The organism is Kribbella voronezhensis (assembly GCF_004365175.1).
Taxonomy (GTDB): domain Bacteria; phylum Actinomycetota; class Actinomycetes; order Propionibacteriales; family Kribbellaceae; genus Kribbella; species Kribbella voronezhensis.
Map to the genome: position 1 here is coordinate 5,305,894 of NZ_SOCE01000001.1, position 13,945 is coordinate 5,319,838.

At 68.6% G+C, this 13,945-nt stretch carries 13 protein-coding genes; 8 read left to right on the forward strand and 5 right to left on the reverse strand.

The window, feature by feature from the left end:
• Positions 1 to 155 precede the first annotated feature (155 nt).
• Positions 156 to 1,361: a threonine ammonia-lyase gene (ilvA, locus tag EV138_RS24785; protein WP_133981171.1), complete on the forward strand. Its 1,206-nt coding sequence runs from the start codon at positions 156 to 158 to the stop codon at positions 1,359 to 1,361.
• 41 nt (positions 1,362 to 1,402) lie between these two features.
• Here the strand turns inward: ilvA and EV138_RS24790 are convergent, their stop codons facing one another.
• Positions 1,403 to 1,834: a MarR family winged helix-turn-helix transcriptional regulator gene (locus EV138_RS24790; RefSeq protein WP_166678667.1), complete on the reverse strand. Its 432-nt coding sequence runs from the start codon at positions 1,832 to 1,834 to the stop codon at positions 1,403 to 1,405.
• Between the two features lie 88 nt (positions 1,835 to 1,922).
• Here EV138_RS24790 and EV138_RS24795 point away from each other — a divergent pair, with 88 nt between their 5' ends.
• The 3 genes from EV138_RS24795 to EV138_RS24805 all read left to right on the forward strand — a co-directional run bounded on the left by EV138_RS24795 (position 1,923) and on the right by EV138_RS24805 (position 6,996).
• The gene (locus EV138_RS24795) at positions 1,923 to 3,419 is read left to right on the forward strand and encodes an MFS transporter (protein ID WP_238158333.1); all 1,497 of its coding nucleotides are present in this window, start codon (positions 1,923 to 1,925) and stop codon (positions 3,417 to 3,419) included.
• 163 nt (positions 3,420 to 3,582) lie between these two features.
• The gene (locus EV138_RS37370; RefSeq protein ID WP_166678668.1) at positions 3,583 to 5,796 is read left to right on the forward strand and encodes a serine/threonine-protein kinase; all 2,214 of its coding nucleotides are present in this window, start codon (positions 3,583 to 3,585) and stop codon (positions 5,794 to 5,796) included.
• Positions 5,797 to 5,913: 117 nt separating this feature from the next.
• Positions 5,914 to 6,996 carry a hypothetical protein gene (locus EV138_RS24805; RefSeq protein WP_133981174.1) on the forward strand — a complete coding sequence of 361 codons (1,083 nt, stop codon included), beginning with the start codon at positions 5,914 to 5,916 and terminating at the stop codon, positions 6,994 to 6,996.
• Position 6,997: 1 nt separating this feature from the next.
• Here the strand turns inward: EV138_RS24805 and EV138_RS24810 are convergent, their stop codons facing one another.
• The gene (locus EV138_RS24810; protein ID WP_133981175.1) at positions 6,998 to 8,242 is read right to left on the reverse strand and encodes an MFS transporter; all 1,245 of its coding nucleotides are present in this window, start codon (positions 8,240 to 8,242) and stop codon (positions 6,998 to 7,000) included.
• Between the two features lie 153 nt (positions 8,243 to 8,395).
• Here EV138_RS24810 and EV138_RS24815 point away from each other — a divergent pair, with 153 nt between their 5' ends.
• Positions 8,396 to 9,370 (forward strand): ATP-binding cassette domain-containing protein, encoded by a 975-nt coding sequence (locus tag EV138_RS24815; RefSeq protein ID WP_133981176.1) that lies wholly within the window; start codon positions 8,396 to 8,398, stop codon positions 9,368 to 9,370.
• On the forward strand, positions 9,367 to 10,206 hold the full coding sequence (locus tag EV138_RS24820) for an ABC transporter permease (protein ID WP_133981177.1): 840 nt from the start codon (positions 9,367 to 9,369) through the stop codon (positions 10,204 to 10,206). Before EV138_RS24815 ends, EV138_RS24820 begins: the two co-directional genes overlap by 4 nt.
• Before the next feature lie 26 nt (positions 10,207 to 10,232).
• On the opposite strand, the gene EV138_RS24825 is transcribed toward EV138_RS24820, so the two are convergent.
• From EV138_RS24825 to EV138_RS24835, 3 genes are all read right to left on the reverse strand, one after another.
• The gene (locus EV138_RS24825) at positions 10,233 to 11,054 is read right to left on the reverse strand and encodes a DUF72 domain-containing protein (protein WP_238158334.1); all 822 of its coding nucleotides are present in this window, start codon (positions 11,052 to 11,054) and stop codon (positions 10,233 to 10,235) included.
• Positions 11,055 to 11,416: 362 nt separating this feature from the next.
• Positions 11,417 to 11,929 carry a transcription elongation factor GreA gene (gene greA, locus EV138_RS24830; protein ID WP_112244399.1) on the reverse strand — a complete coding sequence of 171 codons (513 nt, stop codon included), beginning with the start codon at positions 11,927 to 11,929 and terminating at the stop codon, positions 11,417 to 11,419.
• Positions 11,930 to 12,216: 287 nt separating this feature from the next.
• Entirely contained in the window at positions 12,217 to 12,633 is a 417-nt protein-coding gene (locus tag EV138_RS24835) for a DUF4307 domain-containing protein (protein WP_133981179.1), read from the reverse strand.
• Between EV138_RS24835 and mca the strand changes: the two genes are divergently transcribed.
• Together mca and EV138_RS24845 are read left to right on the forward strand one after the other, a co-directional pair.
• On the forward strand, positions 12,621 to 13,532 hold the full coding sequence (mca, locus tag EV138_RS24840) for a mycothiol conjugate amidase Mca (protein WP_202866813.1): 912 nt from the start codon (positions 12,621 to 12,623) through the stop codon (positions 13,530 to 13,532). The two genes, EV138_RS24835 and mca, sit on opposite strands and share 13 nt — an antisense overlap.
• 40 nt (positions 13,533 to 13,572) lie before the next feature.
• Positions 13,573 to 13,893: a hypothetical protein gene (locus tag EV138_RS24845; RefSeq protein ID WP_133981181.1), complete on the forward strand. Its 321-nt coding sequence runs from the start codon at positions 13,573 to 13,575 to the stop codon at positions 13,891 to 13,893.
• Positions 13,894 to 13,945: the final 52 nt, after the last annotated feature.

Below are 13,945 nucleotides of genomic sequence, written 5' to 3' on the forward strand. Positions count from 1 at the left end.
TTACCGGAGTAGCCCGGAACCTCGCATCCAAACGCAGCTCTCCGCGGGAGACGCGCTCGCCGAGGCCATGGCGTACTACGCGCGGGTGCGGGGCGAGCGACACCCCGCCTGGCGCAAGCACCTGGACCGGCCGGTGCGCGTCGTAGTGTGAGCGGGTGACGATCAGTGCGGCCGAGATTGCCCGGGCAGCGGATCTGCTGCATGACGTGGTGGCACCTACGCCGCTGGAGTACTCGCGCTGGTTGAGCGACCTCGTCGGCGGTGACGTCTTCCTCAAGTGCGAGAACCTGCAGCGGACCGGATCGTTCAAGCTGCGCGGTGCATACGTGCGAATGGCGCGGTTGTCCAAGAAGGACCGGGCGAAGGGGGTCGTCGCCGCGAGCGCCGGAAATCACGCGCAGGGCGTCGCGCTGGCCGCCCAACTGCTCGGGATCAAGGCGACCGTGTTCATGCCGCACGGCGCGCCGATCCCGAAGGAGAAGGCGACCCGTGCGTACGGCGCCGAGATCAGGTTCGTCGGTACGTCGATCGACGACTGCCTGAAGGCGGCCCGCGCGTTCGAGGAGCAGACCGGCGCGATCCTGATCCACCCGTTCGACCACGTGGACATCGTGGCCGGCCAGGCGACCACCGGGCTGGAGATCGTCGAGCAATGCCCGCAGGTGCGGACGGTCGTCGTACCGACCGGTGGTGGCGGACTGATCGCCGGGATCGCGTCGGCGATGCAGCGCGACGGGATGCCGATCGAGGTCGTCGGGGTGCAGGCGAAGGGCGCCGCGGCGTATCCGCCCTCGCTGGCTGCCGGCGAGCCGGTGCAGCTGGAGAAGATGGCGACGATGGCCGACGGGATCGCGGTCGGGCTTCCCGGCACGGTTCCGTTCGCGGCGATCCAGCGGTACGTCGGCGAGGTGCTGACGGTCGGCGAGGATTCGTTGTCCAAGGCCCTCTTGCTGATCCTCGAACGGGCCAAGCTGGTGGTCGAGCCGGCCGGCGCCGCCGCTGTGGCCGCGCTGCTGGACAACCCGAAGCGGTTCAAGCCACCGGTCGTTGCGGTGCTGTCGGGCGGGAACATCGATCCGCTGTTGCTGATGCGCGTACTACGGCACGGCATGGCGGCGGCTGGACGCTACTTGTCCCTGCGAGTGCGGATCCCCGATACGCCTGGTGGGCTGGCGGCCTTGCTGACCCGGCTGGCCGAGGTGGAGGCCAACATCATCGAAGTACTGCATGAGCGCATCTCCGAGACGCTGCACCTGGACGAGGTCGAGGTCGCGCTGCAGCTGGAGATGCGTGGGGACGAGCACCGAGAACGCGTGCTCGCCAGTCTGCTCGCGAGCGGCTACACGTACACGCTCAACTAGCCGACTTCAGTCTGTCGGGTGGCAAGCGTCGGGCCGGGGCTTCAGTCTGTCGGGTCGCAGGACTTGATCAGCGGGGCGTGCAGGCGCTCGGCGAGGACACGGCGCTGGGTCGGCTGTGCTTCTCGCTGCCGGAGCAGGCCCTTCTCGGTCATGCAGACGCTGATCGCGCGGCGGTCCTCGGGGCACATGTTCCGCTCGACCAGACCGGCTGCTTCCAGTCGCCCGATCACCCGGGACAGTGCGCTCTGGCTCAGATGCACCGAGCCGGCGATCTGCTGGACCTTGGCGGACTGATCAGGGAGGTTGGCCAGCCGCTCGAGCACCTCGTACTCACTCATGCCCAGGCCGTGGCCGGACTGCAGCTCACGGTCGAGCGCGCAGGTGAGATCCGCATGGCGGGCCAGCAACTGGCGCCACTCGCGGACATCGGCGCTGGTCTCACCAGTCCCAGCGCTGACCTTCGTCTCGGTCATGTCCGCGACGTTATCATGCATCTGCATCCAATGCAACTGCAATTAATGACTAGACATTAGATGCACATGCATGCAAAGCTCTCTTCTCGTGACACAGACAACGCAAGTACCTCCGACCCGCCTGACCTGGGATGCACGCCTGTGGGGCGCGCTCCTGGTGGTCTGCGGCGTGATCTTCCTCGACGGCCTCGACGTGTCCATGGTCGGCATGTCGCTGCCCTCCATCGGCGCCGACCTCGGCGTCTCCCTGTCCTCCCTGCAATGGGTCGTGACCGGTTATGTGCTCGGCTACGGCGGCTTCCTGCTGCTGGGCGGCCGGACCGCCGACCTGCTCGGCCGCCGCCGCGTCTTCCTGATCGCGCTGGCCGTGTTCGCCGTGGTCTCGATGCTGAGCTCGCTGGCGACCAACCCCGAACTGCTCATCGCCGCGCGGTTCGTCAAGGGCATCGCCGCCGCGTTCACCGCGCCGGCCGCGCTCTCCATCCTCACCACGACTTTCCACGAGGGTCCGGACCGGAACCGGGCGCTCAGCATCTTCACCACCTGCGCCGCGAGCGGCTTCTCGCTCGGCCTGATCCTCGGCGGCCTGCTGACCGAGGTCGGCTGGCGCTGGACCTTCCTGATGCCTGGCCCGGTCGCCCTGCTCGTGCTGCTGTTCGCGGTCAAGCTGATCCCGAACAGCCCGCGCGACGAGGCGGTCGGCGGGTACGACGTACCGGGGGCCGTCACCGTCACCGCCGGGATGCTCAGCCTGGTCTTCGCCGTGGTCGGCGCTGAAGGAGCCGGCTGGGTCTCGGTCCGCACGATCGGGCTGTTCGTCCTGGCGGCCGCGTTGCTGGCAGCCTTCGTCTGGATCGAGACGCACACCAAGCACCCGCTGGTCCGCCTCGGCATCCTGCGCAAGACCAACCTGCGGCTGGCGAACCTCGCGATCATGACGGTGTTCGGCGCGTACGTCTCGTTCCAGTTCATCGGCACGCTCTACCTGCAGAACATGCTCGGCTGGTCGTCCCTGGAGACCGCGCTCGGCTTCCTGCCGGCCGGCCTGCTGGTCGCCTTCCTCTCGCCGAACGCGGGCAAGTTGGCGGACCGGATCGGTACGGAGCGGATGGTCGCGGCCGGCATGGTGCTGTTCGTCGCGGGCTACGCGCTCTTCCTGCGGATCGGTCAGACGTCGAACTACACCGCCACGGTGCTGCCGACGATCGTGCTGATCGGCCTGGGCTTCGCGATCACCTTCCCGGCCCTGAACATGCAGGCCACGAACGGGGTGGACGACAACGAGCAGGGGCTCGCGTCCGGTCTGTTCAACACCTCCAGCCAGGTGGGCGGCGCGATCGTGCTCGCCATCACCACGGCGGTCATCGGCAGCCAGTCGCACGGAGTCACCGCACCCAGCGGGATGCTGGCGGCGTACAAGCCGGCGCTGGTCGTGATCACCGGCATCACCGTGCTCGGCCTGCTGCTCGGCGCCTACGGCCTTCGCGGGCTCAAGGAACGTCGCGCCCTCGCCGCAGCCGAGGCGGCGGAACTCGAAGCAGTCCAGTCGGAACTCGCCGCGGAAGAGATGTCCCCGGCGGCCTGACAGAACCGGCTCCTTCGCCGGAGCCGTGCAGTACATAGAGAAGAAGCGGATCCGGGGTCGGAGCCGCGCAGTACACAGAAAGGCAGTGCGGGTCACGGGCTACTCCGCCGTGACCCGCACTGCTGTCTTTTAGGCGCGACGTGTGGTGGGCACTGGAGCGAGCATGTCCGGTCGTGCAATCAAGGGTCATCTGCTCGCAGGGCGCTACCGGCTGGCCGACACCCTCGGGCGCGGCGGCATGGGAGTCGTCTGGCGGGCACGGGACGAACTGCTCGGTCGCGAGGTCGCGGTCAAGGAGATCCTGCTCCCGCCGGAGCTGCCCGACCAAGAACGCGTCGTACTGCGCCGTCGGACGCTGCGGGAAGCGCGATCGGCCGCCCAGTTGAGCCACCCCAACGTCGTCGCCATGTACGACGTGGTCGAAGAAGCGGGCCGGCCGTGGATCGTGATGGAGCTGATCCGGTCGCACACCCTGGCGGAGCGGATCCGTGAGCAGGGTCCGCTGCCCTGGCGGGATGTCGCGATGATCGGGCTTCAGGTCCTCTCCGCGCTCGAGGCGGCGCACTCGGTCGGCGTACTGCATCGAGATGTGAAGCCGAGCAATGTGCTGCTTGCCGAAGACGGGCGGGTGGTGTTGACCGACTTCGGCATCGCGACGTTGGAGGGCGATCCGTCGCTGACGATCTCGGGTGCCATTGTCGGATCGCCGGCGTACATGGCTCCCGAACGCATCCAGGCGCGCGGGGCGGGTCCTGCGTCGGATCTGTGGTCTTTGGGTGCCACCCTCTACACCGCTGTGGAGGGCCGGCCGCCGTACGACCGAGGTGCCGCCCTCCCGACCTTGACCGCGGCGGTAACCGAACCGCCCGACCCGGTGCGTTTGGCCGGCCCGTTGACCCCCGTCCTCGAAGGTCTCCTACGCAAAGACCCGTCCGAGCGAACCGGCGTCGCCGAGGCCCGCCACCTACTCCAACAAGCAGCCCACACCCCAGCGCCAACCCCCACTCCCATCCCTGCACCCACCCCCAACACCCCCACCCCCGAAGCCGACCGCGGCCAGAAAACCCGAGTCCTCCCCCTCCCCCCAAACCTCCGCACCCCCACCCCCACCCCCACTCCGCACGCGGCCCCCATTCCCACCGAGCACCCCAACCCCACCGCCATCGACGCACGCGTTCCCACCGAGCACCCCAACCCCACCGCCACCGACCCACCCGACCCCACCGCCACCGACGCACGCGTTCCCACCGAGGCGTCCGATCCGACCGAGGCGCCCGATCCCACCGAGGCACCCGAGCCGACCGAGCAGCCGCATCGGCCCGAGGTGCCCGTGCCATCCACGCAGCCCGATTCCACCGAGCGATCCGATGTCGCCGAGCGGCGTGCTCCCGCCGTCAAGCGGCCCGACCTCGCCGGAGCGCGCGGATCCGCCACGGCGCGTACCGAGCCGGTCGAGGAGCGTGCTCCCGCATCTGGTCCGGCACCCGTCGCACGGTCCACACCCGTTCCGGGCTCCGACGCCGTCGACGGGCGGCCCGAGTGGGGCGCGGAGGGTGGTCCTGCTGCTGAGAGGTCCGTCCCGGTCGGGGGGCTCGCCGCCGAGCGGGTCGGCGCCCTCGGCGGTGCTGACCCTGTAGGCGAAGGGGGCGGTGCTCGTTCGTCGGTGCGTTCGGGGCGGGCGCGGGGGGTGGTGGTTGGGGTGGGGGTGGTGTTGGTTGCGTGTGTGTTGGTGGGGTGGGCGATTGTGCGGCTGAGTGGTGATGAGAAGCCGAGCGGGGCGCCGAGTACTGCGAGTACGCGAGCGCCTCGTAGTACGGCGCCTACGACGGCTCCCGCGAGTGGGGGTACTCGGAGCAGCGCCTCGCCTACCAAGCCCAGTTCGGCTGTCACCACGAGCAGGACGCCGTCGGTGCGGCCGTCCGGGCAGCCAACGCCGATCCAGCTGCCTGCTGGCTTCGTTCGGTACTCCGACTCGACCGGCTTCTCGCTCGCCGTACCCGCCGGGTGGACGCGGACGCGCGACGGTCAGCGGGTGTCCTTTCGCGAACCAGGTGGTTCACGCCTGCTGCTGATCGACCAGACCGACCAGCCGAAGGCCGACCCGGTCGCGGACTGGCGGCAGCAGGAGCAGGCGCGGCGCGACGGGTACGCCGACTACCGCCGGATCCGGATCGAGGCGGTCGACTACTTCGACAAGGCAGCCGACTGGGAGTTCACGTACTCCGGTCGTTCCGGGCGGCAGCACGTCGTGATCCGTGGCGTGGTGACCAGCCCCCACCAGGCGTACGGGCTGTACTGGTCGACGCCTGACAGTCAGTGGGACCCGAGCCACGCGACCTTCGAGGAAGTGACCCGTTCGTTCCGGCCGGCGTCCTGAACACGCGTACTGCGCGCCCGCTGGCAGCTGCGTGGAGCAGGTCTCCGGGCGGTGGCGGGGAAGGTCCGGGGGCATCCCTTATTGGTTTGGACCCGTCCGGGTGCTGGACTGGAGGACATGAGCAACCAGAGCGATTACGACCGCCGCGTGAAGGACATCCTCGACCGGGTCGCCAAAGGCCACCTGTCCAGCGACGAGGCGGCCACACTGATCGCCGCCGCAAGGCCGACCGCGGCTGAGGCGTCGACTGCGGCCGGGTCGACGGCCGGTGAGCCGACGCCGGCCGCCGCTGACGAGACGGCAGGCCCCGCGGCGGGTGACGACATCCCGTCGGCTTCCGTGTGGGCAGACGTTGTCGACTCCCCGGACGTCGCCGGCGCGCAGTCCAGTACGCCTGCGCCGAGCGCCTCGCAGGCCGGCGTCGTCGACGAGCCCGCAGTACAGGCCAGCGTCGTGGACGAGCACGCAGTACAGGACACCGCGGACGAACCCGCAGTACAGGACGCCGTGGTGGAAGAGGCTCCGGCCGATGGGGACGAGGAAGAGGCCGACCACAGCAACGTGCCGGTGCCGTCCGGCGTACGGCGGGTGACTGTGCGCGCCGTCGGCCGTCGGGTGCGGTTGATCGGGGAACCGGCGATCAACGGGGTCGCTGTCGACGGGCCGCACGTGATCAAGCGCGACGGGGACACGCTCGCGATCAGCAGTGAAGGCGACATGGGGGTGTCGATTGACGGGTTCAGCATGTTGCGCAACCCGACCGACCTCAAGTCCCACGTCAACGGTCTCGCCAAGGAGCTGTGGATCCGCGTCAACCCGATGCTGGAGGTGGAGATCGAGGTCACCGGCGGCAGCGTCGTCGGTGAGCGACTCCCCGGCCTCAGCCGAGTCCGCGTCACTGCCGGTACGGCGAAGGTGACCGACGTCGACGGGCCGATCGACGTCCTGGTCCAAGCCGGTACGGCGACGCTCGACGCGCAGATCACCAAGGGCCGTTCGCGGGTCCGCGTCGAGTCGGGCGCCGCGACCGTCAATCTCCGCCGCGGCTCGGACGTCCGCGTCCACACCGAGGCTCAGCTCGGTCGCGTCACCTGGACCGGCGCGGTCAACGGCCAGTCCAAGGACGTCGAGATCGGCCGCGGCCGCGCCGCCCTGGACGTCGAGGTCCTCGTCGGCTCAGCCCAGATCACCTCCGACTGATTCAACTCCCCGAAGCAGCTGCCGGTTCTGGGATCTGGTGGAGAGTGCGGAGGGGAGAGAAGACGACGAAGCCGGCGCCGAGGAGGGCGCCGGCGCCGCTGAGCCAGAGGGTGGTGCGGAGGCTGGTGGCGGTGGCGATCAGGCCGCCCAGCAGACTGCCGACCGGCGCGACACCCCAGGCGACGAAGCTCATCGTGGCGCTGACGCGACCCTGTAGCTCGGGCGGGCAGAGGCGCTGCCGGATGCTCGACTGCAGGATGTAGCAGACGATGATGCTGATCGCGGCGAGCAGCACCGACACGACGTACCAGGTCAGTCGCCAGCCCGGACCGGTCAGCGCCTGGAGGAGGAAGGCGACGCCGATCCCGACGCAGGCGAGCACCAGCGCGCGGGGCTCGCCCAGCCGCGTGCTGAGGCGCTCGGTGAACCAGGAGGCGGCCAGCGCGCCGAGTAGCCCGATCATGCTGAGCAAGCCGATCGTGCTGGGGGAGAGGTGGACCTCCCTGACCAGGAAGACGATCATCACCGCGCCGCTCGCAGACTGGAACAGGAACGTGCTGGTCGTGGTCAGCGCGATCGGCCGGAGCAGCGGATGCCGGAACACGTACCGCAAGCCGTCTCCGATCTCCCGCCGCAGGTTGGGGCGTTCGGCCGGCGCCGGCCGAGGCTCCGGCGTACGGATCGAGCGGAGCCACAGTGCGGACCAGACGAAGCTGAGCGCGTTCAGGCCGAGCGTGACGGCTGCAGTCAGCCACTGGACGAGGAACCCACCCGCCCCTGCACCGATCACCGCAGCGACCGAGTGATTGGCAGCCAGTCTGGCGTTGCCGGGCAGCAACTGGTCTGGCTCGAGCAGTCTCGGCGGGTACGAGCTGTGCGCTACGTCGAACAGGACGGTGAGCAGACCCGACAGGGCCAGTACGACGTAGAGCTGCGTCAGAGTCAGTACGCCGAACCAGGCGGCGACCGGGATCGATCCGTAGAGCACCGCGCGGCCCAGATCCGACCAGATGAGCACAGGGAGACAGCGGATCCGGTCAACCCAGGCTCCAGCGAACAGGCCGAGCACTAGCCAGGCTGCGGTCTCACAGGTTCGCAGTACCGAGACCTGCAGGGTGCTGGCGTTCAGTGTGATCACTGCGAGCAGCGGGGCCGCCGACATCGCCAGGCGGCTGCCGAGCTGACTGAGCAGGTCGGCGGTCCACAGGCGGCGGAAGTCGGGATGATTGAGGATTCCGGGCTTCATCCAGCGACCGTAAACCGCAAAGTTGAGCGATGTCGACTCAATGTCAACAAAGTTGAGCCGCTGCGACTCAAGTCTCCGGGTAGCGAAAAGACTTCGAGACTGTCGGCGGCATCCGCCAAGATGACCTGCATCACAGCGGAAGGGGTGGCTCGGATGGCCGCAATCGAGGCGACAGGCCTCGTGAAGACGTTCAGGTCCAGGAAGAACTCGGTCAAGGCGCTCGACGGAATCGATCTGGAGGTGCCGGAAGGCAGCGTGCTCGGCCTGCTCGGGCCCAACGGCGCGGGCAAGACCACGGCGGTCCGGGTGCTGACCACCCTGATGGCTCCGGACGCCGGGAGTGCCCGGGTGCTCGGCCACGACGTGGTGAAGGAGGCAGACACCGTCCGCGGGCTGGTCGGCCTCTCGGGGCAGTACGCCGCGGTCGACGAGCTGCTCACCGGCCGGGAGAACCTCTGGATGTTCGGCCGGCTCTACCGGCTGAGCAGTAGCCAGGCGAAGCAGCGGGCGGACGAACTGCTGGAGACCTTCGACCTGACCGACGCGGCCGACCGGATCCTGAAGACGTACTCCGGCGGTATGCGCCGCCGGCTCGACCTGGCCGGCTCGCTGATCGCGCATCCGAAGGTGCTGTTCCTGGACGAGCCGACCACCGGACTGGACCCGCGCAGCCGGCTGGACCTGTGGCAGATCATCCGCGACCGGGTGAGCGAGGGAGTCACGATCCTGCTCACCACGCAGTACCTGGAAGAGGCCGACGAACTGGCCGACAGCATCGTCGTGGTCGACCACGGATCGGTGATCGCCCGCGGTACGGCGGACGAGTTGAAGGCGAAGGTGGGCGGCGAGCGAATCGAGATCGTCGTGCACGACCCGGACGACACCGCTCGCGCGCTGGAGTTGCTGACGGCCGCGCTCGAGATCACCGATCCGGATGCGACGACGCTGGACCAGCACAACAAGCGGATCACGCTTCCGGCGCCAGGTGGCTCGACCGCGCTGGTGGCAGCGATCCGCACCCTCGACGGCGCCGGAGTCCGGATCGCCGACGTCGGCCTGCGGCGGCCCACGCTGGACGACGTGTTCCTGAGTCTGACCGGCCACGCCGCGGAAGAGGTGGAGTCATGAGCACAACCGGTACGCCGGCCAAGGTGAGCCCGTTCGGCCGGGCGGTGTCCGATGCGGGGGTGCTCGCCTGGCGCAGTCTCAAGCGCATCCCGCGGACGCCCGACATGCTGATCTACGCGACGATCCAGCCGATCATGTTCGTGTTGTTGTTCGCCTATGTCTTCGGCAACGCGATTCCGATCCCGGGCTTTCCTGGCGCTCGGGCCTATCGGGAGTTTCTGATGTCGGGGATCTTCGCCCAGACGATGGCGTTCGCGGTCGCCTCCGCCAGCGTCGGGCTGGCCGATGACATGTCGAAGGGTCTGATCGACCGGTTCCGGTCGTTGCCGATGGCAAGGTCCGGGGTGATCGCCGGGCGGGTGATCGGGGACGTGGTGTTCAACGCGTTCGTGATGCTGGTGATGGTGATCTGCGGGTTCATCGTCGGTTGGCGCTGGCACAACGGGATCGGGCAGGCGCTGGCGGCGTTCGCGATCTTGCTGCTGTTCGCGTTCGCGATGCTGTGGGTGGGTGCGCTGATCGGGTTGTCGGTGGGCGGTCCGGAGGTCGCGGCGTCCGCCGGGCTGATCTGGCTGTTCCCGTTGACGTTCCTGTCGAATGCGTTCGTGCCGACACCGAACCTGCCGGGTGCACTGCAACCGGTCGCGGAGTGGAACCCGATCTCCTCGATCGTCGCGGCCTGCCGGCACTTGTTCGGCAACCCGTCGCCGTTCGCGAGTCCGGACGGCTTCCCGGCACAGCATCCGGTCTGGCTGAGCCTGATCTGGTGCGCCGTGATCATCGCCGTCTTCGCCCCACTGGCGGTGAACAAGTACCGCCGAGCCACATCACGCTGACGGCCCTGGCGCGCCGAGCTGGTCCGTCAGGTGCTGGGGGAGATGTCCAGTAGGCGGAGCAAGGTGATGGCGTCTCTGGGCGCCATCACCTTCATGTCGTTGTCGAAGTACACGTAGACGTCGTGGTCGGTGGCCCAGCCGCGGATCCGCTTGGCCCATTGTTTCAAAGCCTTGTCGGTGTAGCCACTCGCGTAGAGCTCCTCGTCGCCGTGCAGACGGACATAGACGAAGTCGGCGGTCACCTGGTCGAACATCGGCCAGGTGCCGGCCGTGTCCGCGATGACGCACGCGACGCCGTGCTTGCACAGCAGTTCGGTGAAGGCGGGGTCCGCGAAACCAGGGTGGCGCACCTCCATGGCGTGCCGGAGCGGACGATCGGCGTCGGTCTCGGTCAACGCGCGACCGTCGAGCCGGTGGTCGTGCTTGGCGGCGAGCACGGCGGCTTCGCCCGTCGTACGGGGAAGTGCGGCCAGGAACGTGTCGAGGACCTCTGGGTCGAACGGCAGGTTGGCCGGGGTCTGCCAGAGGATCGGACCGAGGGTGGGTCCGAGGGCGAGCAGGCCGGAGGCGAAGAAGTTGGCGAGTACGGTGTCGGCGTCGCGCAGGCGTTTCATGTGCGTGATGAACCGGCCGCCCTTGACGGCGAAGACGAAATCCTCGGGAACGCTCGCCCGCCAGCGCTGGTAACTCTCCGGCCGCTGCAGCGAATAGAACGAGCCGTTGATCTCGACCGAATTCACCTGCCGCGACAAATACTCCAACTCCCGCCGCTGGGCGAGGCCCTTGGGATAGAACACCCCACGCCACGGCGGATAAAGCCACCCCGACGTCCCGATCCGAATCTCCACAGCCCCCCAGTGTCCCGACAACCACCCCCAGAAACCACCCGCCGAGGAAGGCGAGCGAGTGGAGGGCATATGCGGGATAGATAGGCACAGCAGAGCGCCCCGGGGAGGCGGCGGGGCGAGCGGCGTACCCGGGTGTGGGCACAGCAGAGCGCCCCCGGGGAGGCGGCGGGGCGAGCGGCGTACCCAGGTGTGGGCACAGCAGAGCGGCCCCGGGGAGGCGGCGGGGGCGGGCGGCGTACCCGGGTGTGGGCACAGCAGAGCGCCCGGGGAGGCGGAGTACGCCGGGCGAGAGGCGTGCCTGGAGGTGGGGACAGGAGAGCGCCCCGGTGGGTTTCACCGGGGCGCGCTGGGGTCTGGGTGGGTCAGCCGGTGAAGGGGACCGCGGCGACGATCTCCACGGTGACGTCCTTGCCGTTCGGGGCCGCGTAGGTTGCCTTGTCGCCCTTCTTCTTGCCCAGGATCGCTGAGCCGAGCGGGGACTGCGGCGAGTACACGTCGATGTCGACCGACGCGTCCAGCGCGAGCAACTCGCGGGAGCCGAGCAGGAACGTCTCCACATCGTCGTCGCCGGCGAACTTGATGGACACCTTCATGCCGGGCTCGACCTTGCCGCCCGCCTTCGGGGTCTCGCCGACGCGGGCCCGGCGCAGCATGTCCTCGAGCTGCCGGATCCGGGCCTCCATCTTGCCCTGCTCGTCCTTGGCGGCGTGGTAGCCGCCGTTCTCCTTGAGGTCGCCCTCGTCGCGGGCGTCGCTGATCCGCTGGGTGATCTCGGCACGGGCGGGGCCCTTGAGGTGCTCGAGCTCGGACTTCAGCTGGTCGTAACCATCCTGTGTCAGCCAGACAACGCTGTCCTCGTCAACCTTCTGCGTCACGGGCTGCTCCTTGTGTCGATGGGATGGGCAGAAAAGCCGTTGGCCGCCGTCGTCGACGGCGACCAATCCACTGAGCGTAGCAAGATCAGGCCCGGAACCCCACAGTTCCGCCTATTCACAAACAATACGCAAACGTTTGCGCGACCCTGAAGGCAATCGTTTACCCCTCCTGAACGCGCCCGGCGCCGGAAGATGCTGACAGAACAGGCCGGTGCGAGCGAAATCAACCAACAAGGTCAGCTGGGTGAGGCCGTCGGCCAACCAGCAAGGTCAGCTGGGTGAGGCCTTCAGCGGGGCCGGTGGGCGTTGGCGGTGGTGCAGCCGACCAGTACTACGGCGGTGGCGTCCCGCTGCGTTGTCAGAGTGGCGTCGAGGCTCTGGCGGCGGGGGGAATCGGCCGGCACCTTCAGCGTGACCTCGCCGACGATCGAGAAATCGGCTGCCTTCGCCTGGAGCCGGCAGCTCGCCTCGACGTTCTTCGAGCGATCGACCTGGATGGTCGCGGTCGCTGATATCGGCGACGTGATGGTGTATCCGAGCAACCGTGACGACACCGGCGGCGTGGACTGCACGAAGGCGGCCCACAGCAGCCAGACCAGCCCGGTCAGCGCCAGCACGCCGACGACCCCGAGGATCAGCGGCCGGCGGCCACGACGGGTCCGGCCGTAACGGGCGTCCAGGTCGGTTGCGGATGGGTCGGTCAACGGTTCTCCTCGGGCTTGGAGGACCATTGTGTCTTGTGACCGAAGATCTTCGTCTGCTGCATGTCCATGCCCACCCCGATGACGAGTCCAGCAAGGGTGCCGCCTCGACCGCCCGGTATGTCGCCGAAGGCGTCGACGTGATGGTGGCCACCTGTACCGGCGGTGAGCGTGGATCGATCCTGAATCCCAAGATGGACCGCCCCGAGGTACTGGCGAACATCAGCGAGATCCGCCGCCAGGAGATGGACGCGGCCCGCGAGATCCTGGGCATCCGGCAGGAATGGCTCGGCTGGGTCGACTCCGGCTTTCCCGAGGGCGATCCGCTGCCGCCGCTGCCGGAGGGCTGCTTCGCCTCGCTCAAGGTGGAGGACGCGGCCGCGCCGCTGGTGAAGCTGATCCGCGAGTTCCGCCCGCAGGTCGTCACGACGTACGACGAGAACGGCGGCTACCCGCACCCGGATCACGTGATGTGCCACCAGATCACCGTGGCCGCCTTCGAGGCAGCCGGTGACGAGGAGGCGTACCCGGACCTCGGCGAGCCGTGGCAGCCGCTGAAGCTGTACTACCACCACACCTTCCACCGCGAGCGGATGAAGGCGCTGCACGACGCGATGATTGCCCGCGGCCTCGAATCGCCGTACGCCGAGCGGCTGAAGGACTGGAAGCCGGACCCGGAGAACGAGCGCCGGATCACCACCCGGGTGGAGTGCGCGGAGTACTTCGGCGTACGGGACCGGGCGCTGCTCGCGCATGCGACCCAGATCGACCCGGACGGCGCGTGGTTCGCCGTACCGCTGGAGGTTCACCAGCAGGCGTGGCCCACCGAGGACTACGAACTGGCCCGCAGCGTGGTGGAGTCCGAACTGCCCGAGGACGACCTGTTCGCGGGGCTGCGCTGAGGGCCGGGCGCGACGGTGAGACACTGGCCAGGTGACCGCGATGACCCCACTTCTGACGACCGGGCGCCCGATGACCGAGATCGACCCGAACTCGGTCCGGCCCGGCTGGGTCGCGCTGCTGATCGTGCTCGCGCTCGGTGCCGCCACGGTGCTGCTGTGGCGCAACATGGGCAAACAGTTGAAGCGGATCGACTTCGATCCCACCGATGGGCAGCCGACGGCCGAGGACGCGACTGCGCCCGGCCGAGCACTGTCCGTAGACCAGCCGACCACGGACAGCTCAGTGGACCGGGATGGCGCTGCCGCGCCGCGGACGACTGACGCGGAAGCCTCCGAACCGGGCTCGAAACCAACTAGGTAAGGGGATTGTCACGAGATGGTGTCGTGACGTACCTCTTTTCGGCCGCGACCCT

Bases quoted from the DNA above. Each gene is read 5' to 3' on its own strand.
- EV138_RS37370 (WP_166678668.1), top strand. From the start codon at position 3,583: ATGTCCGGTCGTGCAATCAAGGGTCATCTGCTCGCAGGGCGCTACCGG.
- EV138_RS24805 (WP_133981174.1), top strand. From the start codon at position 5,914: ATGAGCAACCAGAGCGATTACGACCGCCGCGTGAAGGACATCCTCGAC.
- EV138_RS24845 (WP_133981181.1), top strand. From the start codon at position 13,573: ATGACCCCACTTCTGACGACCGGGCGCCCGATGACCGAGATCGACCCG.
- mca (WP_202866813.1), top strand. From the start codon at position 12,621: ATGGGTCGGTCAACGGTTCTCCTCGGGCTTGGAGGACCATTGTGTCTT.
- EV138_RS24810 (WP_133981175.1), bottom strand. From the start codon at position 8,242: ATGAAGCCCGGAATCCTCAATCATCCCGACTTCCGCCGCCTGTGGACC.
- EV138_RS24820 (WP_133981177.1), top strand. From the start codon at position 9,367: ATGAGCACAACCGGTACGCCGGCCAAGGTGAGCCCGTTCGGCCGGGCG.
- EV138_RS24815 (WP_133981176.1), top strand. From the start codon at position 8,396: ATGGCCGCAATCGAGGCGACAGGCCTCGTGAAGACGTTCAGGTCCAGG.
- EV138_RS24790 (WP_166678667.1), bottom strand. From the start codon at position 1,834: ATGACCGAGACGAAGGTCAGCGCTGGGACTGGTGAGACCAGCGCCGAT.